The sequence below is a fragment of the Variovorax sp. 05T418 genome, from assembly GCF_056396385.1.
The window spans coordinates 580,561-604,827 of the sequence record NZ_JBFTLJ010000001.1 but is presented as its reverse complement, the minus strand read 5'-3'; the positions used below and the strand labels follow the sequence as shown (position 1 = coordinate 604,827).

At 69.6% G+C, this 24,267-nt stretch carries 26 protein-coding genes and 1 pseudogene; 16 read left to right on the top strand and 11 right to left on the bottom strand.

Annotated features, from left to right (window positions below; all coding sequences use genetic code 11):
* The first annotated feature begins 50 nt into the window (after nt 1-50).
* Nucleotides 51-266 carry a YgaP family membrane protein gene (locus AC1DMS_RS03025; RefSeq protein WP_018906958.1) on the top strand — a complete coding sequence of 72 codons (216 nt, stop codon included), beginning with the start codon at nt 51-53 and terminating at the stop codon, nt 264-266.
* Nucleotides 263-835 (top strand): RNA polymerase sigma factor, encoded by a 573-nt coding sequence (locus tag AC1DMS_RS03020; RefSeq protein ID WP_062365291.1) that lies wholly within the window; start codon nt 263-265, stop codon nt 833-835. Before AC1DMS_RS03025 ends, AC1DMS_RS03020 begins: the two co-directional genes overlap by 4 nt.
* Nucleotides 836-845: 10 nt before the next feature.
* Here the strand turns inward: AC1DMS_RS03020 and AC1DMS_RS03015 are convergent, their stop codons facing one another.
* Nucleotides 846-1,196, bottom strand: a complete 351-nt coding sequence (locus AC1DMS_RS03015) for a hypothetical protein (RefSeq protein WP_062365292.1) — start codon at nt 1,194-1,196, stop codon at nt 846-848.
* Nucleotides 1,197-1,328: 132 nt separating this feature from the next.
* Here AC1DMS_RS03015 and AC1DMS_RS03010 point away from each other — a divergent pair, with 132 nt between their 5' ends.
* Entirely contained in the window at nt 1,329-1,703 is a 375-nt protein-coding gene (locus tag AC1DMS_RS03010) for a YbaN family protein (protein ID WP_369664630.1), read from the top strand.
* Nucleotides 1,704-1,706: 3 nt separating this feature from the next.
* Here the strand turns inward: AC1DMS_RS03010 and AC1DMS_RS03005 are convergent, their stop codons facing one another.
* From AC1DMS_RS03005 to AC1DMS_RS02985, 5 genes are all read right to left on the bottom strand, one after another.
* Nucleotides 1,707-2,729 carry a tyrosine-type recombinase/integrase gene (locus AC1DMS_RS03005; RefSeq protein WP_018906962.1) on the bottom strand — a complete coding sequence of 341 codons (1,023 nt, stop codon included), beginning with the start codon at nt 2,727-2,729 and terminating at the stop codon, nt 1,707-1,709.
* An 89-nt stretch (nt 2,730-2,818) separates the two neighbouring features.
* Nucleotides 2,819-5,965, bottom strand: a complete 3,147-nt coding sequence (locus tag AC1DMS_RS03000; protein ID WP_369664629.1) for an efflux RND transporter permease subunit — start codon at nt 5,963-5,965, stop codon at nt 2,819-2,821.
* Nucleotides 5,962-7,464 carry an efflux RND transporter periplasmic adaptor subunit gene (locus AC1DMS_RS02995; protein WP_478131843.1) on the bottom strand — a complete coding sequence of 501 codons (1,503 nt, stop codon included), beginning with the start codon at nt 7,462-7,464 and terminating at the stop codon, nt 5,962-5,964. Before AC1DMS_RS02995 ends, AC1DMS_RS03000 begins: the two co-directional genes overlap by 4 nt.
* The gene (locus tag AC1DMS_RS02990; RefSeq protein ID WP_062365296.1) at nt 7,461-8,693 is read right to left on the bottom strand and encodes a TolC family protein; all 1,233 of its coding nucleotides are present in this window, start codon (nt 8,691-8,693) and stop codon (nt 7,461-7,463) included. Before AC1DMS_RS02990 ends, AC1DMS_RS02995 begins: the two co-directional genes overlap by 4 nt.
* Nucleotides 8,694-8,769: 76 nt before the next feature.
* Nucleotides 8,770-9,159 (bottom strand): hypothetical protein, encoded by a 390-nt coding sequence (locus AC1DMS_RS02985; protein WP_369664626.1) that lies wholly within the window; start codon nt 9,157-9,159, stop codon nt 8,770-8,772.
* Nucleotides 9,160-9,303: 144 nt separating this feature from the next.
* Here AC1DMS_RS02985 and AC1DMS_RS02980 point away from each other — a divergent pair, with 144 nt between their 5' ends.
* From AC1DMS_RS02980 to AC1DMS_RS02925, 12 genes are all read left to right on the top strand, one after another.
* Nucleotides 9,304-10,527 (top strand): PQQ-dependent sugar dehydrogenase, encoded by a 1,224-nt coding sequence (locus AC1DMS_RS02980; protein ID WP_369664625.1) that lies wholly within the window; start codon nt 9,304-9,306, stop codon nt 10,525-10,527.
* 152 nt (nt 10,528-10,679) lie between these two features.
* Nucleotides 10,680-10,967 carry a BufA1 family periplasmic bufferin-type metallophore gene (locus AC1DMS_RS02975; RefSeq protein ID WP_369664624.1) on the top strand — a complete coding sequence of 96 codons (288 nt, stop codon included), beginning with the start codon at nt 10,680-10,682 and terminating at the stop codon, nt 10,965-10,967.
* 22 nt (nt 10,968-10,989) lie between these two features.
* Nucleotides 10,990-11,832 carry an MNIO family bufferin maturase gene (gene bufB / locus AC1DMS_RS02970; protein ID WP_369664623.1) on the top strand — a complete coding sequence of 281 codons (843 nt, stop codon included), beginning with the start codon at nt 10,990-10,992 and terminating at the stop codon, nt 11,830-11,832.
* Nucleotides 11,829-12,617, top strand: a complete 789-nt coding sequence (locus AC1DMS_RS02965; protein WP_369664622.1) for a DNA-binding domain-containing protein — start codon at nt 11,829-11,831, stop codon at nt 12,615-12,617. Before bufB ends, AC1DMS_RS02965 begins: the two co-directional genes overlap by 4 nt.
* A complete protein-coding gene (locus tag AC1DMS_RS02960) occupies nt 12,614-13,099 on the top strand; it encodes a DoxX family protein (RefSeq protein WP_278879722.1) in 486 nt (161 codons plus the stop codon). The genes AC1DMS_RS02965 and AC1DMS_RS02960 overlap by 4 nt, the downstream gene beginning before the upstream one ends.
* A gap of 69 nt (nt 13,100-13,168) precedes the next feature.
* Nucleotides 13,169-13,975, top strand: coding sequence for a helix-turn-helix transcriptional regulator (locus AC1DMS_RS02955; RefSeq protein WP_278879724.1), 807 nt, complete (start codon nt 13,169-13,171; stop codon nt 13,973-13,975).
* Between the two features lie 87 nt (nt 13,976-14,062).
* Nucleotides 14,063-15,088 (top strand): aromatic ring-hydroxylating dioxygenase subunit alpha, encoded by a 1,026-nt coding sequence (locus AC1DMS_RS02950; RefSeq protein WP_412512458.1) that lies wholly within the window; start codon nt 14,063-14,065, stop codon nt 15,086-15,088.
* A 39-nt stretch (nt 15,089-15,127) separates the two neighbouring features.
* On the top strand, nt 15,128-16,105 hold the full coding sequence (locus tag AC1DMS_RS02945) for a Bug family tripartite tricarboxylate transporter substrate binding protein (RefSeq protein WP_478180635.1): 978 nt from the start codon (nt 15,128-15,130) through the stop codon (nt 16,103-16,105).
* Nucleotides 16,106-16,289: 184 nt separating this feature from the next.
* Nucleotides 16,290-17,531 (top strand): MFS transporter, encoded by a 1,242-nt coding sequence (locus tag AC1DMS_RS02940; protein WP_412512460.1) that lies wholly within the window; start codon nt 16,290-16,292, stop codon nt 17,529-17,531.
* A gap of 236 nt (nt 17,532-17,767) precedes the next feature.
* A complete protein-coding gene (locus AC1DMS_RS02935) occupies nt 17,768-18,061 on the top strand; it encodes an addiction module antidote protein (protein WP_015866336.1) in 294 nt (97 codons plus the stop codon).
* Nucleotides 18,062-18,196: 135 nt separating this feature from the next.
* The gene (locus AC1DMS_RS02930; protein WP_278880857.1) at nt 18,197-18,958 is read left to right on the top strand and encodes an SDR family NAD(P)-dependent oxidoreductase; all 762 of its coding nucleotides are present in this window, start codon (nt 18,197-18,199) and stop codon (nt 18,956-18,958) included.
* Nucleotides 18,955-19,872 (top strand): sigma-70 family RNA polymerase sigma factor, encoded by a 918-nt coding sequence (locus tag AC1DMS_RS02925; protein WP_369664619.1) that lies wholly within the window; start codon nt 18,955-18,957, stop codon nt 19,870-19,872. The genes AC1DMS_RS02930 and AC1DMS_RS02925 overlap by 4 nt, the downstream gene beginning before the upstream one ends.
* Here the strand turns inward: AC1DMS_RS02925 and AC1DMS_RS02920 are convergent.
* From AC1DMS_RS02920 to AC1DMS_RS02900, 5 genes and pseudogenes are all read right to left on the bottom strand, one after another.
* On the bottom strand, nt 19,832-20,428 hold the full coding sequence (locus AC1DMS_RS02920; RefSeq protein WP_369664618.1) for a hypothetical protein: 597 nt from the start codon (nt 20,426-20,428) through the stop codon (nt 19,832-19,834). The genes AC1DMS_RS02925 and AC1DMS_RS02920 overlap by 41 nt on opposite strands.
* Before the next feature lie 28 nt (nt 20,429-20,456).
* Complete coding sequence (locus tag AC1DMS_RS02915) at nt 20,457-21,254, bottom strand: DUF899 domain-containing protein (protein ID WP_369664617.1); 798 nt, start codon at nt 21,252-21,254, stop codon at nt 20,457-20,459.
* Nucleotides 21,255-21,376: 122 nt separating this feature from the next.
* Nucleotides 21,377-22,060 carry a Vgb family protein gene (locus AC1DMS_RS02910; RefSeq protein ID WP_015866341.1) on the bottom strand — a complete coding sequence of 228 codons (684 nt, stop codon included), beginning with the start codon at nt 22,058-22,060 and terminating at the stop codon, nt 21,377-21,379.
* Nucleotides 22,061-22,109: 49 nt separating this feature from the next.
* Nucleotides 22,110-23,330 (bottom strand): helix-turn-helix domain-containing protein, encoded by a 1,221-nt coding sequence (locus AC1DMS_RS02905; RefSeq protein ID WP_369664616.1) that lies wholly within the window; start codon nt 23,328-23,330, stop codon nt 22,110-22,112.
* A gap of 43 nt (nt 23,331-23,373) precedes the next feature.
* Nucleotides 23,374-23,556: pseudogene (locus AC1DMS_RS02900) on the bottom strand (hypothetical protein); the annotation flags it as partial.
* Between the two features lie 232 nt (nt 23,557-23,788).
* On the opposite strand from AC1DMS_RS02900, the gene AC1DMS_RS02895 reads away from it, so the two are divergent.
* Nucleotides 23,789-24,262, top strand: a complete 474-nt coding sequence (locus AC1DMS_RS02895; RefSeq protein ID WP_062365312.1) for a (2Fe-2S)-binding protein — start codon at nt 23,789-23,791, stop codon at nt 24,260-24,262.
* The last annotated feature ends 5 nt before the right edge of the window (nt 24,263-24,267 follow it).

The following is a 24,267-nucleotide window of genomic DNA, read 5'->3' as shown; positions in this document are numbered from 1 at the left end:
GCCCTGGAGTGGCCTCCATGCAAGGGTCAACAATCACCGGAGCCCGCACCATGTTTCATCTCAAGCGCAACCTCCCGTCATGGGAGCGCGCAGTTCGGCTGTGTCTCGGCGTCATCGCCGCCCTCGGCGCTTTCTACTTCCTGCCCGCCGGGACGCTTCGCATGCTGGGGTTCGGCACCGCGGGAATGCTCGCGGCCACGGCCATCGTCGGGTTCTGTCCCGCCTGCGCAATGCTCGGCCGGAAGGCCGCGGACCCGGCCCGATGATCGGCGCGTCCGCCGCGCTGATCGAAGCCGCCTGCGCCGGGGACGAGCGGGCGCTGTCGCAATTGCTGCGCGCCTGCCAACCCGACCTCCGGCGATTCGCGCGCCGCACCTGCTCGAACAGCGAGGACGCCGAGGATGCGGTGCAGGTGGCGCTGTGGCAGCTGCACCGCAAGATCGGCACGCTCGGCACCGTGGCGGCCTTTGCCAGCTGGCTGTTCCGCATCGTCGAGCGCGAGTGCTACCGGATCTTCAAGCGCGGTGCCGCCAAGGCGCCCCTTCCAGCGCCGTTGGCAGAGGAACTGGCCGCGCCACCGATTCCCACGGACCTGCGCCTCGACCTTGCGAAAGCGATTGCCGCGCTGCCGGAGGCCTATCGCGTCGCGCTGATCCTGCGCGATGTGGAGGAACTGACCGCCCCCGAAGTCGCGGCAAGCCTGGGCCTGAGCGTGCAGGCCGTGAAGAGCCGGCTGCATCGCGCCCGCGCGATGGTGCGCGAGAACCTGATGAACGGCGGTTACTGGGAGCGGGATGGCGAATCGAGGCCGGGTCCGCGGGCGGACATCGGGTAGCCCTCTTTTTTCACTCGTCCAACGCCGGGTCCTTGCGCGTGCGCGTCAGCAGGCTGCGCACCGAAGATTCGAGCTCGCGCAGCTGGAGCGCAATGCCGTGCAGCTGCTCGGCAAGAGTCGTGAATCCGGCGGGGTCCTCCGTCCTGGCGGCGGCCGGGCTCGCCGGCCGGTGCGAAGCCTCCGGGCTCACGGCGTGCATCAAGGCGGCGACGCTGGCGGCGGCACCGCCGGCTGCACGGCGAAGCGTGTCGATGGCCTGGTCGACCTGCACGTCGCGCCTTGCCATGGCATCTGCCACGCTGCCGCGCCAATCTTCCAGCGCGCGAGGCTCCTTGCCGAACAGGTTGTCGATCTCCTTCATACCCCGATTTTGTCGGAGAACGGGGTTCAGATCACGCATGGCCGTCGGCGGCTCTCGAGCAGCCTTGGCTTAGGATGCGCCGATGCCTCTTTCGCAACTTCCGGCGGATCGCCCCGAAGGGTGCCTTTCTTCATGAGGCCGGCCGGCCCCGTCGCAAGACTGCTCTGGCGCGCGCTGGCGCTGGTGTTCGTCGCCCTCGGCCTGATCGGCGCCTTTCTTCCCGTTCTGCCGACGGTGCCGTTCCTGCTCGCGGCCGCCTGGGCTGCCGGGCGCGGCTGGCCCGCGCTCGAAGACTGGCTGCTCGGGCACCCCCGCTATGGCAAGCACATCCGCCAGTGGCGCCAACGCGGAGCGGTGCCGCGCCGCGCGAAATGGACCGCGACGGCCATGATGGCGCTGAGCTCGGCCGTGCTGCTGGCCGCCGCCGCACCCATCGCCGTGAAGATCGGCGCGCCGGTGCTCATGGCGGCGGTCGCGATCTGGCTGTGGAGCCGGCCCGAAGACTGATCGTCAGACGATCTCGGCCGGACCGGTGAGCACGCGCTGGTACTTGCCCATCGCCTCGGGCTCCACGCCGAGCCAGCGCGCCACCTGATCGAGCGTGGCGCCCCTGCGCAACTGGCGCAGCGCAAAGGTGTGGCGCAGCAGGAAGGAGCCGCCGCCGGCGGCCTCGATGCCCGCATCCTGCAGCACCTGCTTGGCGGCAACGTACTGCGCCTCCTTGCTCCAGGGCTTGCCGGAGCGCGTGGCCGGGAACAGGAACTCGCCCGCGATCAACAGCTCGGCGCGTACCTTGAGCCAGTGCTGCAGCAGTTCGCCGGCCCAGGGAGCGACCGGTGCCTCGCGCGCCGGCGAATTGCCGTTGCCCGGCACCGCCACCTTCCAGGGCCGATCGCGCCGGCCGGCCATCTGCGATGTGGGCGCATCGAGCCGCAGCAGGCGGACGTCTCCGGGCGTGAGCCCCGCGCCCAGCTGCAGGGCAACGGCCGTGCGGTTGCGCAGCGCCTGCCAGCTCAGCGCGGCCTGGGCATGCCGGTCGCCTGCCGCGCCGGGACGTGGCCGGGCGCTCGAGAGAAAGACGATGAGATGCCGGGCCTCGGAGACCGAGAGGAATTCCGGCAGCGGATCGGCCCGCACCGAATCCGCATAGCGAATCTCCGGCTGCGTTGCGATCCAGTCCGCGGCGGCGGTGTTGACGGGAACGTCGTGCGTCTGTGCATGGTGGCGCAGCACCCGGTCGATCAGCCGAAGCAGGCGCAGCGCATAGCGCGGCGACAGCGACAGGTCGTCGCTTTTCATGCCGAAGCGCGCCTGCTGGAACGCCGACAGGTCGCCCTTGTCCAGCGACGCAAGCGTCACCGCGGGCGACTGGCCGAGGCACCAGGCCGTGAAACTGCCCCACATGTCGCGATAGACCGCGATGGAAGAGGGCTGCCGCAAGGCGCCGTTTTCTTGCTGCGCGGCCAGCCAGCTGGCAAACGCCGCCTGATGCGATTCACCGGAGGGTTCGGAGAAGAGGGGAAGCGACGGCATAGGAAATACGCTAACGGCAGGTGTTTCTTTGATGAGCGAAAGGACGGCCGGGCACGGAATGGAGTTCTGATTGAAGGAACGGATTGCCGTTAGTGTATTTGCTTGTCGGATCTCACGGCACTCCCTCGGCGACGCAGCAAATACCACGCAGCCGGAACCACCAGCATGCTCAAGAGCGGCGCGGTGACCATGCCGCCCACCATGGGCGCGGCAATGCGCGTCATCACTTCCGAGCCGGTGCCGCTGCCAAGGAGGATGGGCAGCAGGCCCGCCATGACGACGGCCACCGTCATGGCCTTGGGCCGCACGCGCAGCACGGCGCCTTCGCGGATGGCGGTGCGCAGGGTCTGGTCGTCCATCGGCTCGCCGGCGGCCAGGCGCCGCGCCAGCGCGTTCTTCAGGTAGACCAGCATCACCACGCCAAACTCGGCCGCCACGCCGGCCAGCGCAATGAAGCCCACCGCCGTGGCGACGGAGACCGAGTGGCCCATGGCCCAGACCAGCCAGAAACCGCCGATCAGCGAGAACGGCACGGCCGCCATCACCAGCGCCGCGTCGCCGAACGACCTGAACAGCAAGTAGAGCAGCACGAAGATGACCGCCAGCGTCGCCGGCACGACCAGCTTCAGCCGCTCGGTTGCGCGCTCCAGGTATTCGAACTGCCCGGACCATGACACCGCGTAGCCCGCGGGCATCTTCACGGCGCGGCCGACAGCTGCCTGCATGTCGGTGACGGCGGAGCGCAGGTCGCGCCCGCGCACGTCCACATAGACCCAGCCCGACAGCCGCGCGTTCTCGCTGCGCAGCATCGGCGGACCGTCCTCGATGCGGATGTTGGCGACATCGCCCAGCAGCAGTTGCGCGCCCCTGGCCGTGACGAAGGGCAGCTGCCGCAGGCGCTCGAGCGAGTCGCGGACCTCGCGCGGATAGCGCAGGTTGATCGGATAGCGCTCGCGCCCCTGGATGACTTCGCCCACGTTGTCGCCGCCGATGGCCGTGGACACCACGGCCTGCACGTCCGCCACCGAGAGGCCATGGCGCGCTGCCGCGAGCCGGTCGACATCGACATCGATGTAGCGCCCGCCGGTGAGCCGCTCAGCCAGGGCCGACGACACGCCGGGAACGCCCTTGACCGCGGCTTCGATCTGGGTGGTCAGCGCATCGATGGTGGCCAGATCCGCCCCGGCCACCTTGATGCCGACGGGGCTCTTGATGCCCGTGGCCAGCATGTCGATGCGGTTGCGGATCGGCGGCACCCACACGTTGCTGAGGCCCGGCACCTTGACGGCGCGGTCCAGTTCCTCGACCAGCCTGTCGGCCGTCATGCCCGCGCGCCATTGCGCCCGAGGCTTGAACTGGATGGTGGTCTCGAACATCTCGAGCGGCGCTGGATCGGTGGCCGTGTCCGCGCGTCCCGCCTTGCCGAACACGCGCTCGACCTCGGGCACCGTCTTGATCAGCCGGTCGGTCTGCTGCAGCAGCTGGGACGCCTTCGACACCGAAAGCCCGGGCAGCGCCGACGGCATGTAGAGCAGGTCGCCTTCGTCCAGCGGCGGCATGAACTCGCCGCCGAGCCGCATCATCGGCACCGCGGTGAGGGCCAGCAGCACGGCGGCAACGAAGAGCGTTCCCTTGGGAAAGCGCAGCACCAGCTCCAGCGCGGGCCGGTAGGCCGCCATGAGCAAGCGGTTCACCGGGTTGGCGGCTTCATGCGGAATCCGCCCGCGGACCAGGTAGCCCATGAGCACCGGGATCAGCGTGACCGACAGGCCCGCCGCGGCCGCCATGGCGTAGGTCTTGGTGAAGGCCAGCGGCGAGAACAGCCGCCCCTCCTGCGCCTCGAGCGAGAACACCGGCACGAAGGACAGTGTGATCACCAGCAGCGAGAAGAACAGCGCCGGCCCCACCTCGACGGACGCATCGGCCACCAGCCGCCAGCGCTCGGCCACCGCGGGCGGCCGGCCCTGCGCGGCCTCGAAGGCCTCGATGTGCTTGTGCACGTTCTCCACCATGACGATCGCGCCGTCCACCATCGCGCCGATGGCAATCGCGATGCCGCCCAGCGACATGATGTTGGCGTTGACCCCTTGCCAGTGCATGACCACGAACGCGGCCAGCACGCCGATGGGCAGCGCCACCACAGCGACCAGCGCCGAGCGCAGGTGGAACAGGAACACCGCGCAGACCAGCGCCACCACGACGAACTCCTCGACGAGCTTGGAGCGAAGGTTCTCCACCGCGCGGTCGATCAGCAGCGACCGGTCGTAGGTGGGCACGATCTCCACGCCCGGCGGCAGGCCCGGCTTGAGCGCCTCGAGCTTCGCCTTGACGGCCTCGATGGTCGTGCGCGCGTTCTTGCCCGAGCGCATGACGACCACGCCGCCGGCCACTTCGCCTTCGCCGTCCAGCTCGGCGATGCCGCGGCGCATCTCGGGGCCGATCCGCACGGTGGCCACGTCGCGCAGCAGCACCGGCGTGGCGCCCGTCACTGCGAGCGGGATGGTCCGGAAATCATCGAGCGAGCGCAGGTAGCCGCGCGAGCGCACCATGTACTCCGCCTCGGCAAGCTCCACCACCGAGCCGCCCGAGGCCTGGTTGCCCTTCTGCAGGGCCTCCACCACTGCCGCCTGCGTGATGCCGAGCGCGCGCATGCGGTCGGGGTCGAGCACCACCTGGTACTGCCGCACCATGCCGCCGATGCTGGCCACCTCGGCCACGTCGGGCACGGTCTTGAGCTCGAACTTGAGGAACCAGTCGTTGAGCGCGCGCAGCTGCCCGATGTCGCGCGTGCCCGTGCGGTCGACCAGCGCGTACTCGTAGACCCAGCCCACGCCCGTCGCGTCGGGGCCGAGCGATGCGCTCGCGCCCGCGGGAAGCCTGGCCTGCACCTGGTTGAGGTACTCCACCACGCGCGAGCGCGCCCAGTACGGATCGGTCTTGTCGTCGAACAGCACATAGACGAACGAGTCGCCGAAGAAGGAATAGCCGCGCACGGTTTTGGCGCCGGACACGCTGAGCATGGTGGTGGTGAGCGGATAGGTGACCAGGTCCTCGACCACCTGGGGTGCCTTTCCGGGGTAGGGCGTGCGGATGATGACCTGCGTGTCCGAGAGATCGGGCAGGGCATCGAGCGGCGTATGCGCCACCGACCAACCTCCCGCGGCCACCAGGAACAGGGTCGCGATCAGCACCAGGAAGCGGTTGCCGACCGACCAGCGGATCAGGGCGGCGATCATTTCGTGGCGCCCGATTGCAGTCGCTGGATGGAGACCAGCTCGTAGCCCATGGCGCCGCCTTCCCTGAACTCGAAGCGCACCGGGTCGCCCGGCTTGATCTCGGGGAATGCGCTGGGCGCGGCCTTGCCGAAGCCCATCGTCATCGCGGGCCACTGGAGCGTCGCGACCGGCCCATGCGAAATGGTGATGCCGTCGGGCGCCACGCTCTCGACCTTGCCTTCGGCCTGGTGAGTCACCACGGCCGGTGCCGGGGCGCTTGCGCCCGGTGCGGCCGCGGGTGCCGCCATGTTGCCGAGCACCGAGCGCAGCCGCGCCTCCGAGTCGATCAGGAACTGGCCGCTGGCCACCACCTCTTCGCCCTCGGACAAGCCCGAGACGACCTCGGTGTCGTCGCCCAGGTCCGCGCCCGGCGACACGTCACGCGGCTCGAAGGCACCGTCGGCCTTGCGCACGATGACGACGGCGCGCCGGCCGGTGCGGATCACCGTCTCCGAAGGCACCACCAGCCGGTTGCTCGCGGGCCCCGCCACCTGCAGCCGCAGCAGCATGCCGGGCGCGAGTTTTCCCTTGGTGTTGTCGACCTCGAAGCGGGCCTTCAAGGTGCGGGTGGCGGTGCTGATCTCGGGCAGGATCTCGTCGAGCGCACCGTCGAACGACTGCGATGCGTCGGCCTGCAGAACGGCCTTGGCCTTCTGCCCGCGCGCGAGGCCAAGCGCCTGCGCCTCCGGAATCTCGGCCACCGCCCAGACCTTCTGCAGGCCCGCGATGCGGAACAGCGTCATGCCGGGCGTGACCGCGACGCCTTCGCGCACGCCCAGCTCGGCCACCACGCCATCGACCGGCGCGGTGAGCACGTAGCGCGCCTGCGCTGTGCCGCTTTCCTCGCTGCGCCGGATGAGTTCGGCGGGAATCGACAGCGCCCGCATGCGGGCGCGGGCCGCCGCAACGAGATCGGGCGAAACGCCCGCGCGCCTGAGCGCAAGCCACTCGTTCTGCGGCCCGAGCCAGTCGGGCGCGAAGAGGGTGGCCAGGGCCTGGCCCTTGCGCACGCGCTCCATCGGTGCGCGAACCGACAGGCGCTCGACGTAGCCGGCCACGCGGGTCTGCACCGCGGCATTGAGCCGTTCGTCGAACTGCACGGAACCGATGGCTTCGAACGAGGACGACGCGTCGGTGCGCCGCACCTTCGCATACCGGATGCCGAGGTTCTGCTGCGCGGCGGGGCTGATCTTCACGCCCGCGTCGCCAGCCGCACCGGTGGCGCTGTCGGCATACACGGGCACGAGTTGCATGTCCATGAACGGCGACTTGCCGGGCTTGTCGAAGCGCGGGCCAGGCACCATCGGGTCATGCCAGTAGAGGACCTTGCGGCCATCGGGAGCGGCGGCCGCGATCGAGGCATCCGCGGCCTGGCCCGTCTTGCAGCCCAGGTAGAAGGCACCGGTGGCGAGCAGCAGGGCGGCCAGCAGCAACACGCCCGCGGTGAGTTTTCGGTTCATTGCGCCACCTCGGCAGTGAGCGGCCGGAAGGCCAGTTGGATTCGGGTCCGCGCGAGATCGCGCTGCAGCGCCAGCAGCTTGCGCTGCGCTTCGAGTTCGGCATGCCGCGCCTCGAACGGCGCAGCGAGGCTCGCCTGGTTGGAGCGGTAGGCCGCCATCGCGGCGGCCGTCCTCTGGCCGGCGGGAACGACGACACCGGCGCGATAGCGCTCGATGCGCTGCCGCAGGCGCTCGGCATCGCTCGCGAGTGCGCGGTATTCGGCACCGGCGACGCGGGTGGCCTCGGCCAGATCGGCTTCGGCCTTTTCGACGAGCGCCAGCCTGGCGGCGGTGTCGCGGTCCTGCCGTTCGCCGGGTGCCACGGGCAGCGGAATGCTCACGCCGACCGACACCACGTCGGAATAGCCGGTGCGCTGGCCGTAGGCGAGCTCCCAGGTCCAGTTGGGCTTGCGGTTGGACGCCGTGACCGCCGCCGCCTGCCGGGCCACGTCGACGTCGCGCTGCCGCGCGGCCACCGTGGCGTGCCCGGCCACATAGGCGTCTTCAGCGGGCAAGGGAAGCTCGCCGACGGGCATCAGCTCGTCGGGTTGCACGCCCACCCAGCGTTCGAGCGCCACGCGCGCGGCGTTCTGCTGCTGCCGGATGTCCGCCGCCTCGTCTTCCGAGACGCCCTTTGCACCTGCCATTGCCAGCGCCTCCTGGCTGCTGCCGGCGGCCGACGACAGGCGCGCACGCGAAGCTTCCAGCTCTTCATGCGCGTGGTGTTCCGCCAGCACGGCGAGCTTCAGGCTTTCGCCGGCGTAAAAGGCGTCCAGGTATGCGAGCGCGGTCTGCAGGCGGGTCTCGGCCGCGGCCACCTGCGCCTGCACCCTTTCGCGTCCGACCGCCGCATCGGCAGCGGCCTGGCGCGCCGCGCGCTTGTCGGCGGACAGCCATTCCTGGCTGATGCCGATGCGCTTCATCGTCATCGGTTCGCGCGCGGTGTGGAAGCGGTCCGGCCCGGTCGCGGGCAGGTTGTCGATGCCCACGCGCAGCACGGGATCGGGAAGCTGGGCCGCGGCCTGCGCCGCTTCGGTGGCGCTCCGCACCCCGGCGCGGGCGGCGCGTGCCGTCTCGGAGCGCCGGGCGGCCAGCTCCAGCGCGGCGTCGAGCGACAGGGGCGCGGCCGTCGCAAGGCACGGCAGCAGCACAACCGCCAAGGCGGTTGCGCGGGAAAAGAAAATGGACATGACAACTCCGCGGACGAACGAGGCAATCGCTGGCAAGCGGACGCGCCGCACCAGCACCGGTCAGTCGACGGAGGGGTCAGACGCGAAGTCTGAGAGTCGCAAGAAAAACAGGATCAGGCGGCGGATGCTGCCGCTCGGGCAGTGCCTGGCGCGGGAGCGGCTCGGCCAGCGCTGCCAGCACCAGCGGCACGGCCAATACCTGCACGATGGCAGGCAGCGAAGGCGTGGCGGCCTTCACCGGTTCGAACGACAGCGACATGTCGGCGGCATGCTGGTGGCACAGCAGGGGCTGGGCGGTGTCCATGCCCTCGCAAGGCTCGCCCGGCGCCATCGCCATCCCGGCCGTCGATGCCGTGTCCGCTGCCCCGGGACAGACATAGCTTGCCAGCGCCAGTTGCGAGAACAGCAGCGACAGGACCACGAGGAACGCGGTCGTGCAATGTCGGGGGAGGCGATAGCCGCGCATGGCCGCTCAGTGTATCGCCAGCCACGGCACGTTCCGCGGCCCTCGATCAAAGGGGTCATGGAAAGAACGGACTGTCGGGCTTGGCCGCTCGCCGATAAGATTTTCGAACGGCAACGTCGCCGCGGCCCTTCAGCAAGCACCGACATGAACACAGCGCCCGCAGCCATTCGTCGTTCGAGGTTTGCAGCGCTGTCCTGGCGGCGGCACGGCTTTGGCGCCGCGCTGCTTCTCGCAATGCTCTGGCATGCCGGTGCGCGGGCGATGCCTGCGGACTCCGCGCCGGATGCGCCGCAGGCGAGCACCTTTGCCGACGGGCTGGAGTCGCCCTGGGGCATGGAGTTCATGCCCGATGGCCATCTGCTCGTCACCGAACGACCAGGCAGGCTGCGCATGATCAGCGCCGATGGGCGCGAGATCTCTTCCATCGACGGCGTTCCGCGCGTGGACCATCGCGATCACGGGGGCCTGCTGGACGTCGCCATCGATCCGGCCTTTGCCTCGAACCGCCTCGTGTACCTGAGCTACACCAAAGCCGGCCGCGGGCTGCACGCCGACCGCAACGGCTTGGCGGTGGCACGCGCCCGCCTGAGCGACGACGGATCGCGCATCGATGAATTCAAGGTGCTGTTTCGCCAGACGCCGGGCGCGGTGAACGGGCAGAACCTCGGCGGGCGGCTCGCGCTTTCCGCCGACGGCCATCTCTTCGTCACCATCGGCGACCGCCATGCGCCGCAGGACCGCATGCGCGCCCAGGCGCTCGCCTACTACCAGGGCAAGACCGTGCGCATCCGCACCGATGGCACCGTGCCCGACGACAACCCCTTCGTCGCACGCCAGGGCGCGCGCCCGGAAATATGGAGCCGCGGGCATCGCAATCCGCAGGGCGCATTCGTCCATCCCCGGACCGGGCAGCTCTGGGTTGCCGAGCACGGGCCGCAGGGCGGCGACGAGATCAACATCGTGCGCAAGGGCCTGAACTACGGCTGGCCGGTGGTGACCTTCGGCTGCGAGTACGACACCTGCGCCAAGATCGGCGAGGGAACATCGAAGCGCGGCATGGAAGCGCCGCTGGCCTTCTGGACAACGCCGAAGATCGCACCGAGCAACCTCATCCTCTACACCGGCGACCAGTTTCCCGCGTGGAAGGGAAACGTCTTCGTGGGCACATTGGCCGGCAAGGCCGTATGGCGATTCGAGCTCGCGGGCGAGGACAGCGCACCGCGCGTGGTTCGGCGCGAAGCCCTGTTCTCCGAACTGGGCGAGCGCATCCGCAACTTGAGGCAAGGGCCCGATGGCAGCCTCTACCTGCTCACGGATGGTGCCAAGGCGCGCATCGTGCGCGTGGCGCGGGCAGACTCGATGCTGTAGCAGGTGGCGTTCTTCTCGATCTTCGTTCGCCCCGCAAAAAAATTGCCGAATCGCACCGGGCCTGTAACCCGGGCTTCGCACGCCGCGAACTAGCAAGGGACTGCGCATTGGGCGCGGTTGCAATTTCTCAATCAATCTTCTGGAGTTCATCCATGATCAATCGTTCTTTCGCGATCACCGCTCTTGCACTGGGTGCCCTTGCCGCGGGCTCTGCCATGGCGCAAGACAAACCGATGGCCGACAAGACGGCCGCCATGGAAAAGTGCTACGGCGTCTCGATGGCCGGCAAGAACGACTGCGCCGCCGGCCCCGGCACCACCTGCGCGGGCACCTCCAAGGTCGACTACCAGGGCAACTCGTGGAAGAACGTTCCGGCCGGCACCTGCACCACCATCAAGACACCCAAGGGCATGGGTTCGCTGATCCCGATCAAGTCCTGACCGCTGCACTGCGCACGCTGCCATGTCCGACACCCTCGCGGCTGGCCTCGGCCTCAAGCCGGAGCACTACGAGGCCGCGCTCGGCGCGCGTGCCGAGGGCCTGTGGTTCGAGGTGCACCCCGAGAACTACATGGTGGCGGGCGGCCCGCGCATCGGATGGCTCGATGCGATCCGCGCGCGCCATCCGGTGTCGCTGCATGGCGTCTCGCTCTCGCTCGCAGGCGAGGCAGCGCCCGATGCGGCGCATCTCCAGCGGCTGGCGGCGCTCGCCCGGCGCATCCAGCCTGCGCTGATCTCCGAGCACCTCGCGTGGTCCACATGGAACGGCCAGTACTTTCCGGACCTGCTGCCTTTTCCGCGCAGCACCGCCGCGCTGCATCGCATCGCCGGCAACATCGCGCGCACGCAGGACGCGCTGGGCATGGCGATGGCCATCGAGAACCCGTCCCACTACCTGCACATCGACGGGCATGAATGGGACGAGATCGATTTTCTTGCCGAGCTGTCACGCCGCACCGGCTGCAGGCTGCTGCTCGACATCAACAACGTGTACGTCTCCGCATGCAACCTGGGCTTCTCGGCCGCGGACTGGATCGACCGCTTTCCGCAGGCGCCGGTCGGCGAGATCCACCTTGCGGGCCACAGCGCCGACCCCACCCTCGGCGATGCACTGCTGATCGATTCGCACGATGCGCCCATCGCACCGGAGGTCTGGCAGCTGTACCGGCGCTTCGTCGATCGCGCCGGCGCCCGGCCCACGCTGATCGAGCGCGACGGCAACGTGCCGGCCTTCGGGGAGCTCATGGCGGAGCAGCAACAAGCCGCGGCCGTGCTGCAGCGTGCCGCGCAGGAGGCCATCGCATGAACACGCCGCGCGATCAGTTCCAGCAGGCCTTTGCGCAGGCCCTGTTCGCTCCTTCGGAAGCCGCGCACCCTGCAGTGCGGGCGCTCGCCATGCAGCCCGCCTTCGCGGTGTACCGCAACACCGTGATGAAGGCCTGCATCGATGCGCTGCAGGCCAACTTCCCGACCGTTGCGCAGCTGGTGGGCGAGGAATGGTTTCGCGCCGCCGCCGCACTCTATGTAGCGGCCGATCCGCCGAGCGACGGGCGCCTGCTGCACTACGGCACTGGCTTCCCCGGTTTCCTGCGCGGCTTCGAGCCGGCCGCCGAGCTCGTCTACCTGCCCGGCGTCGCGCAGCTCGACACGCTCTGGCGCGAAGCCCATGCCGCGCACAACGCACCAGCCGCCGACGCCGCATGGATCGCCCGCCGCACGCCGCAGCAGATGGCGGCCCTGGTCCTTGCGCCGCATCCGGCAGCGCGCTGGGCCTGGTTCGACGAGCAACCGGTCTACAGCATCTGGGAGCGCCATCGCCGGCCGAGCGCGGTTGGCGACGAACTGGCCTGGCGAGGCGAGGGCGCTTTGCTGACGCGGCCCGCCGACACGGTGAATTGGCAAGGGATCACCCAGGCCGGCTGCGCCTTCCTCGACGCCTGCGCCAGCGGCGCAAGCCTTGCCGAAGCGGCGGAGCGCGCGCTGGCGGCCGACCCGGCGGCAGACATCTCGGCCATGTTCGCGGCCCTGTTGCGCGCCGGTGCATTCGCCGGCACTTCGGCTTCGCCTGCATCCAACGAAAGAGCACCATGAGCACCCACCTTCAGGCTCCCGCATCGATCGAAAACAGCAATCGCCGCGGTCTTCGCGCGCACTGGAACGCAGTGGCCGAACGCCTCACGCGCATCGTGGCCCACGACGCACTGGCACTGGCCACGCGCGTGGCCGTGGCGGCCATCTTCTTCTACTCGGGCCGCACCAAGGTCGAGGGTTTTCTCACGCTGACCGACAGCGCCTACGAGCTGTTCCGCACCGAATACAAATTGCCCTTCGTGCCGCCCGAGATTGCCGCGCACCTGGCGGCCTACTCGGAGCACCTGTTCCCGCTGCTGCTGGTGCTGGGCCTCTTCACGCGCTTGTCGGCGCTGGCCCTGCTGGGCATGACGCTGGTGATCCAGGTGTTCGTCTATCCGGATGCATGGCCGACGCACCTCTCGTGGGCTGCGCTGCTGCTGTACCTGGCGGGCCGCGGCGCGGGCCGCCTCTCGCTGGACCACGCGCTGCGCATTCGCTGACCGGCCGGCGCGCGGCCCGCGGGCTTCCACCCTGTTGAATCGGGCGCGGCTTGCCTATATTGGGCTGCCATGCCTTCCACCTGGTTTCTCGACACGCCACCTGCGGGCCAGCTGCTGGACGCAGGCGCCGTCGCGCACCTGCTCGACGCGGGCAGCGAGGAGGCGCCCGCGCTCCACATGCTCGACTTCATCAACCACGTGGTGCCGGTCGAATACATCTCGCTCGTGGAGTACATCGACGGCGTTCCGTCGCAGGTCGAAGGGCATGCGATGGGCCGGTGCGACAACATCACGGCCGAGTGCTTCTCCCTCTACAAGAAGCGGTTCCGGCTGGCGGACGACATGACCCGCCTGGCCGCGCGCATGGGTGGAGAGGCGCTGGCCCACGCACCCGTGACCGCCTTGCTGTATGACGCGGCGGACATCCCCGACCCGGCGTGGCGCGAGCAGATCTTCGTCGGCCGGCAATTGACGGGGCGGTTGAGCTTTCTCTACTCGCCCGTGCCGCGCACGATCTTTGCGATCAACCTGTACCGCAACCGGCAGAACGGCCAGTTCGCGCAAGCGGATGTTGCGCAACTGCTCGGCCTTGCGCCCCTGTTGAAGCGCGCGCATCGCAATGCGCTGTTCGCGCAGCTCGCATCGCCCGATACGCCGCTGCGCGTGGCGGGCATCGAGCGCACGCTGCAGCGCACGGCACCGCAACTGTCGCCGCGCGAGCGCGAGGTCTGCGCGCGCATCGCCTGCGGGATCGGCGCCGACGGCATCGCCGCCGACCTGGGCATTGCCGCATCGAGCGTGACGACGCTGCGCAAGCGCGCCTACCTGAAGCTCGCGATCCACGGACGCCAGCAGCTCCTGCGCTTCATTCACTAGGGCCGACCCGGAGCCTTTTGTACCCTTCCGCAGGGACAGACGAAAGCCGCGCGAATTCCTACATTGCCTGGACTCTGGGAGACAGGCATGTGGGTTCGAAACTGCTGGTACGTCATTGCGTGGGATCACGAGATTTCCGACAACGCGCTGTTCACGCGCACGGTGCTCGAGGAGCCGATCCTGGTCTATAGAACCGAGGGCGGCGAGCTCGTGGCGATGCAGGACCGCTGCTGCCACCGGCATGCGCCGCTGTCGCGCGGACGCAGGGAAGGCGACTGCGTGCGCTGCGGCTACCACGGCCTCAAGTTCGCCGCCGACGGCGTTTGCGTGGAGGCACCGGGGCTGGCCAGCATTCCCGTGAAGGCGCGCGTGCGGACCTACCCGGTGGTCTCGCACAACAAGTGGATCTTCGTGTGGATGGGGGACCCGTCGCTTGCGGACCGTGCGCTGCTGCCGGACAACTTCTCGTGCGACCACCCCGACTGGCGCTACAGGCCCGGCTATGTCCACTACGACACGCCCTACCTGCTGGTCTGCGACAACCTGCTGGACTTCTCGCACCTGAGCTATGTGCACGAGGGCACGCTGGGCGGCTCGACGGCCATCGCCCAGGCCGTGCCCAGGATCGAGAAGGTGCCGCGCGGCATCCGCGTGACGCGGCACGTGCCCGACGTGCCCCCGTCTCCCTTCTGGAAGTCGTTCCAGAGCTTCGACCGCAACGTCGACCGCTACTTCATCTACGACTTCCTCCTGCCCGGCACCTTGCTGATGAAATCGGGCGGCGCGCCGGTGGGGCAGGCCGAAGGCGAGCAGCGCGGCGGCGTGCAGCTGCACAGCTGCCAGGCGCTCACGCCCGAGACGGCAACGACCACGCACTACTTCTTCCAGCAGTCGCACCGAAGCAGCATCGCGGACCCCGCGGTCACCGAGACCATCTACCGCGGCCTGGTCACCGCGTTCGAGGAAGACCGCGAAATGATCACCGCGCAGTACCTGAACATCGATCCCGAAGCGCGGATGCTGCCGCTCGCGATGGACGCCGCGCTGGTGCAGTACCGGCGGCTGCTGCAGGAAGAGGTCGAGCGCGAGCAGCGCGCCTCGCAGGCCGGCTGACGCGCCGCCCCACATCCAGAACAACTCCAGGAGACCCCGATGCGCCGCCACTTTCTCACCCTTGGCCTCACCATGCTCGCCGCACTGCCGTTCGCGGGTTTCGCGCAAGGCAACTTCCCGGGCAAGCCGATCCGTGTCGTCGTCACAGCCCAGGCCGGCGGCGCCAACGACTTCGTCGCGCGCCTGATCGGCGAGCATGCCGCGAAGGCACTGGGCCAGTCCTTCGTGGTCGACAACCGCGCCGGCGCCAACGGCGCGGTGGGCCTGGGCGAAGTGGCGCGGGCCGCGCCCGACGGCTACACGATCGCGGTCACGCTCGGCGATTCGCTCATCAACAACGTCGCGCTCTACAAGACGCTGCCCTACGACCCGCAGCGCGACTTCGTCTTCCTGACGCAGGTCGTGCGCAGCCCGGCCATCCTGTCGGCCAACCTCGAGCTCGGCGTGAAGGACATGGAAGGCTTCCGCAAGCTCGCGGCGCGGCCGGGCCAGCAGCTCAGCTATGGCACCTGGGGACCGGGCGGCCTCGGCCACCTGGCGGGCGAGGCGCTCAACCGCAAGCTCGACGCGCACATGGTGCACGTGCCGCAGCGCGGCGAGGCGCCGGTCATGGCCGACCTGCTGAGCAACACCGTGAGCGTCGGCCTCACGTCGGCGGGCTTCGCGCGCCAGCATGTGCAGGCGGGCAAGGTCGTTCCGCTCGCGATCATGGGGCGCGAGCGCTCGGCCGTGCTGCCGCAGGTGCCCACGATGCGCGAACTGGGCTTCGACGATCCGCTGTTCGAGGCGGCGGTATGGATCGCGTTCGTCGCGCCCGCCAGGACGCCGCCCGCGGTGGTCGAGCGGCTGACGGTGGCGCTGCGCAACGCCGCCGCCATGCCCGAGGTCCAGGCGCGGATGGCGGAGCGCGGGCTCGAGATGCTCAACACCACGCCCGAGCAGTTCAATGCGAACTACCGGCGCGACTTCGACGTGATCACCCGGCGCATGCGGGAGTTCGGCATCGAGGCGCAGTAGCCGCCGCAGCGGCATCGAAGTGCGCCGCGCGCCCGCTGCGCCGCGCCGGCGCCTGTCTGGCTCCTTTGCGAAGTCTTGAACGTCCTGGTTGGACCTCTGCGCTGAAAAGCGCGCCCGAAGAGGTGAATTCCTTTATAGTCAACCAATCAGTTCACCATTTTCGATCTTCCACTGGAACAAGACAATGAACACTGCTGCCTCAGCGCGTCCGGCCGACGCGCTCGACTCCAACTGGTCCCTCGTGGCCGCCGGCGCGCTGATGACCTGCGTGGCCATCGGCGTGCTGTTTTCGCTGGCCGTTTTCCTGGAGCCCATGAGCGCGGCCACCGGCTGGTCGCGCGCGGGCATTTCCAGCGCCATGACGCTGGCCTTCCTGAGCATGGGCGTGGCCGGCTTCGGCTGGGGCGCCTTGAGCGACCGCTACGGCCCGCGCGTGGTGGTGCTCGCGGGCACGGTGCTGCTCGGGCTTTCGACGGTGCTGGCCAGCCGCGCATCGACCTTGCTCGAATTCCAGCTCTTCTACGGCGTGATGATGGGCCTTGCGGCCGGCAGCTTCTTCGCGCCGGTGATCGCCACTGCCGCGTCGTGGTTCGACAGGCACCGCAGCCTGGCCGTCTCGCTGGTGTCGGCGGGCATGGGCGTGGCGCCCATGACCATCTCGCCGCTGGCCGCCTGGCTGGTCACGCATTACGACTGGCGCACCGCCCAGCTGATCATCGGCATCGGCGCGTGGGTCGTGCTGCTGCCCGCGGTCTGGCTCATTCGCGCGGCGCCGCGCACCGCCCACGCCGCTCCCGGAGGCGCGGCCCCGGCGCCCGAAATGAAGATCGGACAGGCGCTGCGCTCGCGCGCCTTCCTGGTGCTCGGCATCACGTTCTTCGCCTGCTGCGCCGCGCACTCCGGGCCGATCTTCCACACGGTCAGCTATGCCATCGGCTGCGGCCTGCCGACCTTCGCGGCCGTCACCATCTACAGCATGGAAGGGGCGGCGGGCCTCGGCGGGCGGCTGCTCTTCGGCGTGCTGGCGGACCGGCTGGGCGCCAAGCGGGTGCTCGTGGCCGGCCTGCTGATCCAGGCCTTTGCCGCCGCGAGCTACCTGCTGGTGAACCGTCTCGGCGGCTTCTATGCCGTGGCCATCGTCTTCGGCCTGGCCTATGGCGGCGTGATGCCGCTCTATGCGGTGCTGGCGCGGGACTACTTCGGTCGCCGCATCCTCGGCGCGGTGCTGGGCGCGGCGTCGATGCTGTCCAGCCTGGGCATGGCGCTCGGCCCGGTGCTCGGCGGCTGGCTGTTCGACCGCTACGGCAGCTATGCCTGGATGTACATCGGCTCGATGGCCGTGGGACTTGGCGCCGTGGCCATCGCGCTCACGTTCCCGCGGACCGGTGCTGCCGGCAAGGCGCCGCGGCTACAGCCGGCGGGCTGATTTCTCGGGCGTCGATCAGCGGCACCGCCGCCTCCAAGAAGCGGCGCAGCTACAGTGCTTGCTGGGTTGTATCCTGTAGGCTACAATCCGTTCATGGTCACGGTCATTGAAACCGATGAGTTCTCCGCCTGGCTCGAGGGGCTGAAGGACGGCATGACGCGCATCCGTCTGGTCCGACAAGCCGACCCAGCAGCGCGACATTGAACGAGCCAAGAAGTTGGCTCTGGAGTTGCGAAATGAGCAAGATCAAGACCCGTCCATTTGATATCGCCAACTACCTTGCCAGCGAGGAAGACATGGTGGAGTACCTGCGCCAGGTGATGGATGACAACGACCCCGCCGAATTTGCCGGGGCGCTGGGTGCCATTGCGCGCGCACGAGGCATGGCCCAGCTCGCCAAGGACACGGGCCTCTCCCGCGAGAGCCTGTACAAGAGCCTCTCGGGAGAAAGGGCACCCAGCAGCGATACCCTGTTCAAGGTCATCAACGCGCTGGGCTTCAAGCTGAAGATAGAGCCGGCGCATTCCTGACAGCGGCCGATTCAGTTCGCATTGGCCCGCGCCGTGGCCATCGCGCTCACGTTTCCGCGGACCCGCTGCATGACTCCTTTTGCAGGCCTGGATCGTCCTGGTTCCATCCACAGCACACAACGGAGCCAGGTCATCATGAGCATCATCAAGGACAAGAACATCGTCGTCACCGGCGGAAGCCGCGGCCTGGGGCTGGGGCTGGTCGAAGCGCTGGCCGCGCAAGGCGCCAGGGTGAAGCTGGTCGCGCGCGACGCCGGCGCGCTCGAGGCCGTGCGCGCGCGGCTGGGCGTGGCCACCGTCGCTGCCGACGTGACCGACGAGGCCGCGGCCCACCGCATCCTGGCCGAGGTCCGCCCCGACATCCTCGTGCTGAACGCCGGCACGCCGCCGCGCATGGGCCGGCTGGACCAGCTGAGCTGGGCCGACTTCAGCGCGGCCTGGGAGACCGACGTCAAGGCCGGGCTCTACTGGCTGCAGGCGGCGCTCAGGCTGCCGCTCGCGCCCGGCGCCCGCGTGCTGGTGGGATCGAGCGGCGCGGCGCGCAACGGCTCGCCACTCTCGGGCGGCTATGCCGGCGCCAAGCGCATGCTCTGGTTCATGGCCAAGTACGCCAACGGCATTTCGGAGCAGCAGAAGCTCGGGATCCGCTTCCAGGCGATCGTGCCGATGCAGATGATCGGCGGCACCGGCGTGGGCGACGCGGGGGCCGCCGCCTATGCGCGCGCCATGGGCGTGGCGCCCGGCGAGTTCCTCGCGCGCTTCGGTACGCCGATGCCGCCGCGCGCCTTCGGCGACAAGGTGGTTTCGATGCTGGAGGACCCGGCCTATGCCAAGGGCTTCGCCTTCGGCTTCGGCGGCGACTCGGGCATCACGGTGCTCGAGGAGGCGGCCTCGTGAGTGCAGCACAGGCGCCTTCGCCGAACCGCAGCGGCAAGCAGGCGCAGCTGGCGGCGCTCGCCGAGGCGCTGCGGCCCGAACTGCACCGCTACTGCGCGCGCCTGATGGGCTCGGTCATCGAAGGCGAGGACGTGGTGCAGGACACCTTCGAGCGCGCCTTCGCGGCCGTGCACGCCATGGACGAGGCGACGCCGCTTCGGCCCTGGCTGTTCCGCATCGCCCACAACCGCGCGCTCGATCTGCTGCGCGGCCGGACGATCCGCATGGCCGAGCCGATCGACGCGGCCAACGACCTGGCCGACACGGCCAATCCCGACCCGATGGAGATGCTGATGCGCCAGGAAGCTGTCAAGACCGCGGTGTCGCGCTTCGCGGAACTCCCCATCCACCAGCGCAGCGTGGTGATCCTGAAGGACCTGCTCGGCGAATCGCTGGCGGAGATCGCAGCGGTGCTCGACCTCACGGTCGACGCCGTGAAGGGCCACCTCGCGCGCGGGCGTGCGCGCCTGCGGGAGATCAACGCAGAGCCGCCGGGCCCGCCCGCACCACCGCCGCCGCCGTCCGCCGCGCTCGTGCGCTATGTCGCGCTCTTCAACCAGCGCGACTGGGACGGCCTGCGCGCGCTGCTGGCCGACGACGTGCGGCTGGTCCAGTCGGCGCATCCGGTGCGCGCCGGCCGCGCCGACGTCGGCATGTTCTTCACGCTCTACGCAAAGGTCGATGGCGTATGGCTTGCCCCGGCATGGCTCGAGGGCCGCGAGGTGATCGCGGTGTTCGACCGGCGCGGCGATCCGGAACCGGGCTACATCATGTGGCTCGAGTGGCAGGGCGGCCGCATCAGCCTGATCCGCGACTACCGCCACATCCGCTACGTCACGGCCGATGCGCGGCTGCAGCTGATGGTTTCCGTCTGAGTTTTCGGAGCCAGCGGCCGCCGGCATCGAAGCCGCGGCAGGCGCCCACGGCGATCGCACCGGTGACCGCGAGCATGGCCGCGGTATGAACGCCGACCGCCGCGAGCGCCAGCAAGAGCGAGTCCGACGCGCTGAACGCCGTCGCCGCCCCATCGCCCATGCACAGCGGGATCAGCGCCGGCACTAGCATCAGGCCGGCGCCGTGGGCGGTGGACACCATGAAGGACCAGAGCGCCATCCCCGCATGCCCGGCCGGTGCGCGCGCCGCGCTGGGCGTGCGGCCCCACAGGTGAAGCCCCGCGAAGACGATCACCAGCACGCCCGCCAGCACCTGCAGCAGCGCGCGGTCGAGCGACAGGCCGAAGGCCACCGCGCCGGCCAACAGCGCCACCGAGGCGGCATGGCCGAATGCGATCGGCAGCAGCGCCCGCAGGGCCTGCCTGCGGTCGCGCGAACGCAGGCCCCAGGCGGCCGCCCACATCCAGCCGCTGGCAGGGTTCAGCCCGTGCAGGGCACCGACGCCCGCGACTGCGAGCCACGGCCAGAGGCTTGCCATGATGGTGTGCCTGCCGATTCAGCGCGGTTCAGTCGGGCGCGTGGCAGCACGAACCCGCCGCGGCCGCCGGCTTTGCGGCCGGTGCCGGTTCGTAGCGGTCGTGGTGGCGCACCCAGTCCATCGCGTAGACGGGGTTGGGCTCGTCGCGGCCCTTGGGCGTGAGGTCGAGCAGGCTGTAGGTGCCCATCATTGCTTCGACGCCGCGCTCGTAGGTCGAGTAGGTGTGGAACACCTCGCCCGCATCGCCCTTGTAGAACACGCTGATGCCGGGCGCCTCCTGCGCCGGGAAGGGCCGCACGCCGTAGTTGTAGTAGACCTCGCCCTGGCCCTCGGCCCACTGCTGCGGCGTGAAGCTCACGTTGAAGTCGTAGTTGAAGTCGTTGCCGTGCGCGGAGACCCACCTGAACTCCCAGCCCATGCGCCGGCGGAAGCGCTCGATCTGGTCCAGCGGTGCACGCGAGACGACCAAGAGCGTGACGTGGCGGTTCTCCAGGTGCACCTTCATTCCGCCGAGGTGGTCGGACATGTAGGAACAGCTCGGGCAGCCCTGCTCCCAATCGGGGCCGAGCATGAAGTGCTGCACCAGCAATTGGCGGCGGCCTTCGAACAGGTCGGCCAACGCGCGCGGGCCCTCGGGCGTGTCGAAGACGTAGTTCTTCTCGACGCGAGTCCACGGCATCGCGCGGCGCTCGCGGGCGATCTCGTCGCGCAGGTGCGTGAGTTCCTTTTCGCGCGCCAGCAGCGCCTTGCGCCGGGCGAGCCACTGGTCCTTCGAGACGACGGGGTGGTTTGTCACGGTGCTCTTTTCGGCAATGGCGGTGTTCATGCGTTTCTCCTTGGGCTCGGTGAGCCGATGTGGGTTGGGTCCATGCGCGGCTCCACCCGCCTGGTGGCCGGCGCGCTCGTCTTCGGCAGCAAAGCCGAAAGGGGGTTGTCGCGGTGGGCCGCTCAGGCCCGGGCGGCTTTCGGGCGCCGCACGGCGCGGACCTTGCCGCTGCCGCCGCCACCGCAATAGAAGAGATCGGCGCCGTCGGACTCGAGCCCGCTCACGTTGGCGCCGCGCGGCATCTCCAGCCGCTCGAGCACGGCGCCGCTGTCGGGGTCGACGCGGCGCAGCTCGCTCTCGTCGCCTTCCCAGGTGGCGTGCCACAGCTCGCCGTCGACCCAGGTCACGCCGGTCACGAAGCGGTTGGACTCGATGGTGCGCAGCACCGCGCCGCTGACCGGGTCGATCTGGAGGATCTTGCGGTCGCGGTACTGCCCGATCCAGAGGCTGCCCTCGGCCCATGTCAGGCCCGAGTCGCCGCCGTGGCCGGGCGTGGGGATCGACGCCAGCACCTTGCCGCTGGCCGGATCGATCTTGTCGATGCGCGCCTCGGCAATTTGATAGAAGTAGGTGCCGTCGAAGGCGGTGCCGGCATCGCAGGCGCAGTCGAGGGTGCGCGTGGTCTCGCCGCTCGCGGGATCGAAGGCCACCAGCTGCGCGCCGGTGGCCGCCCAGACGCGCTCGCCGTCGTGGGTCACGCCGGCCACGCTGGCGGCGCCGGCGAAGGGGCCGTACTCGCGCACGATCTCGGCCGTGCGCGGCGCGGCTTCCGTCTTGTCTTTCTTGCTCGCTTTGCTGCTGTTCATCGCTGGCTCCTTGTTGGCGGGCTCCGGGTTCGGCGCCTTGGAGACAACTCTATTCAATCGGCAGCGCGGCGGGGAGTAACAAGATCGTCGTGAATCCCGCCAGCGGCGGCGCCAGCCAGCGCTGCGCCCGCGCCCGGCCGATGGCGCGCACCCGCCCCTCGGCCTCGAGCTCGGCCAGCGCGCGCTGCACCGTGCGCTGGCTCGCGTCCAGCGCCAGTGCCAGCGCCGAGGTCGACCATGCCGCGCCATCGGACAGCAGCGCCACCAGCGAAGCCTGTTCGCCGTCGATGGGCGGCGCAAGCACGACCACCTCGCGCGCATCGCGCGGCCTGAGCGCAAAGCCGCGCGCCGTGGCCTCGATGCCGGCCTCGGCCGCGACCAGCGCGCGCAGGCGGCCGATCTCGACCCGCAGGCGCGCGCGCAGCGTCTCGTCGGGATGGCGGGTGTTGAACGCGTAGGCGATCAGCGCCTCGCGGTCGACGTCGCCGGGCCAGGCCTCGGCGAGCGCACGCGCCAGCGCGAACAGCACCGGCCGGCGCGCCAGCGGCCGCCATGCGCCGCCGGCGCCCACGCCGCGGCGGCAGGCGTCGACCACCAGCGCGTCCGAGGCCCGCAGCGCCGCCACCTCGTCGAGCCGCAACTCCTCTTGCCCGCCGGCAAAGAGCCGCCGTGCCGCGGGACGGTCGAGCGCGGCCCGCGCCTCCGCCACCTCGGCCGAGAGCGCGGGCACGCGTGCGCGGTCGGCCGCCGCCTGCGCACGGGCCAGCGCCGCGCGCGCCGGGCCGACGTGCAGCGAGCGCAGCGCCAATTCCATGGCGGTCAGCTCGGCCACCGCCTCGAGCGCCGGCGGCAGGTCGCGCGCATCGAGCGGCGCCAGCGCGGCCCGGGCCGCCTCGAGCCGGCCGAGCAGCAGCTGCTGGCGCGCCGCGATGAGCCGCGCCTGCAGCGCGTTGGCACGGTCCGCGTGCGCTTCGAGCGTGGCCGCCGCCGCGGCCAGCGCGCGCGGCGAGCCGCCGAGCTCGCGCATGGCCATCGCCACCTCGGCCTCGGCCACCACGCAGCGCGCGCGCGCCAGTTCCTCGTGGGCGCCAAAGCCGCGCGCGGCGCGCCGCAGCAGTTCGCGCGCGCGCGGATGCTCGCCGAGCTGCGCCATCGCAATGCCGCGCAGGGCCAGCGCCGGCGGGTCGTCGCGCAGCGCGACCCGCTTGAGCGCGCCAAGCGCGTCGCCGGCGGCCAGGGCGCGGGCGGAGGCGGCAATCAGGGAATCCATGGGGCGAGGCTACACCGGCGCCAACACCGATCTCGGCCTGCAACAGGTCTTTCGAACGCTTGAGGGGATCGCGGTCCGGATATTTCTCCAACGTCAGCTTGACGTCCACGAAATCCATGGGATGCATGGTGTTCATGAGCGCCATCTCACCGGTCGTGGAGACCACATCTGCTGACCGTGGAGAGGCGAGGCCTCGCTTCCTTTCACTGCAAACAGACGATTTCAAAGAACATGGTGAAAGTCCATATAAGTCAACCGTTTAGATAGAAATCTCAAGGTAAGACACTGTGGTTTCTGACGGCCATTGGCTGGCCGTCTCCTCTCAATGAACCTGCTTTATGAAGCCTGACTTCACAAGGCATGCAATATTCGCCACTGTTTCTTTCTGATGCTTCTTCCTACAGTCGCCTCCAGCGCCGACCGGCGCCCCCACCCCACGAAGAAGAACGGACCCCACCATGAGCGCGCTCAATGTCAACGGCCGCGACCACACGGTCGACGCCGATCCCGGCACCCCCATCCTCTGGGCCCTGCGTGACACGCTGGGCATGACGGGCACCAAGTTCGGCTGCGGCGCGGCGCTGTGCGGCGCCTGCACGGTGCACCTGGACGGCCAAGCCATCCGCTCGTGCATCACGCCCATCTCGGCCGCAGAGGGCAAGAAGATCGTCACCATCGAGGCCGCAACGGACGGCAGCGACCCGGTCGGTGCCGCGGTGCATACCGCGTGGGTCAAGCACGACGTGGCGCAGTGCGGCTACTGCCAGAGCGGCCAGATCATGAGCGCCACGGCGTTCCTCAAGTCGCAGCCCCGGGGCAAGCAGCCCACGGCGGCCGAGATCGATGCCGCCATGGCCGGCAACATCTGCCGCTGCGGCACCTACGCCCGCATCCGCGCCGCGGTGGCCGATGCCGCCAAATCCCTGGCCTGAAGGAG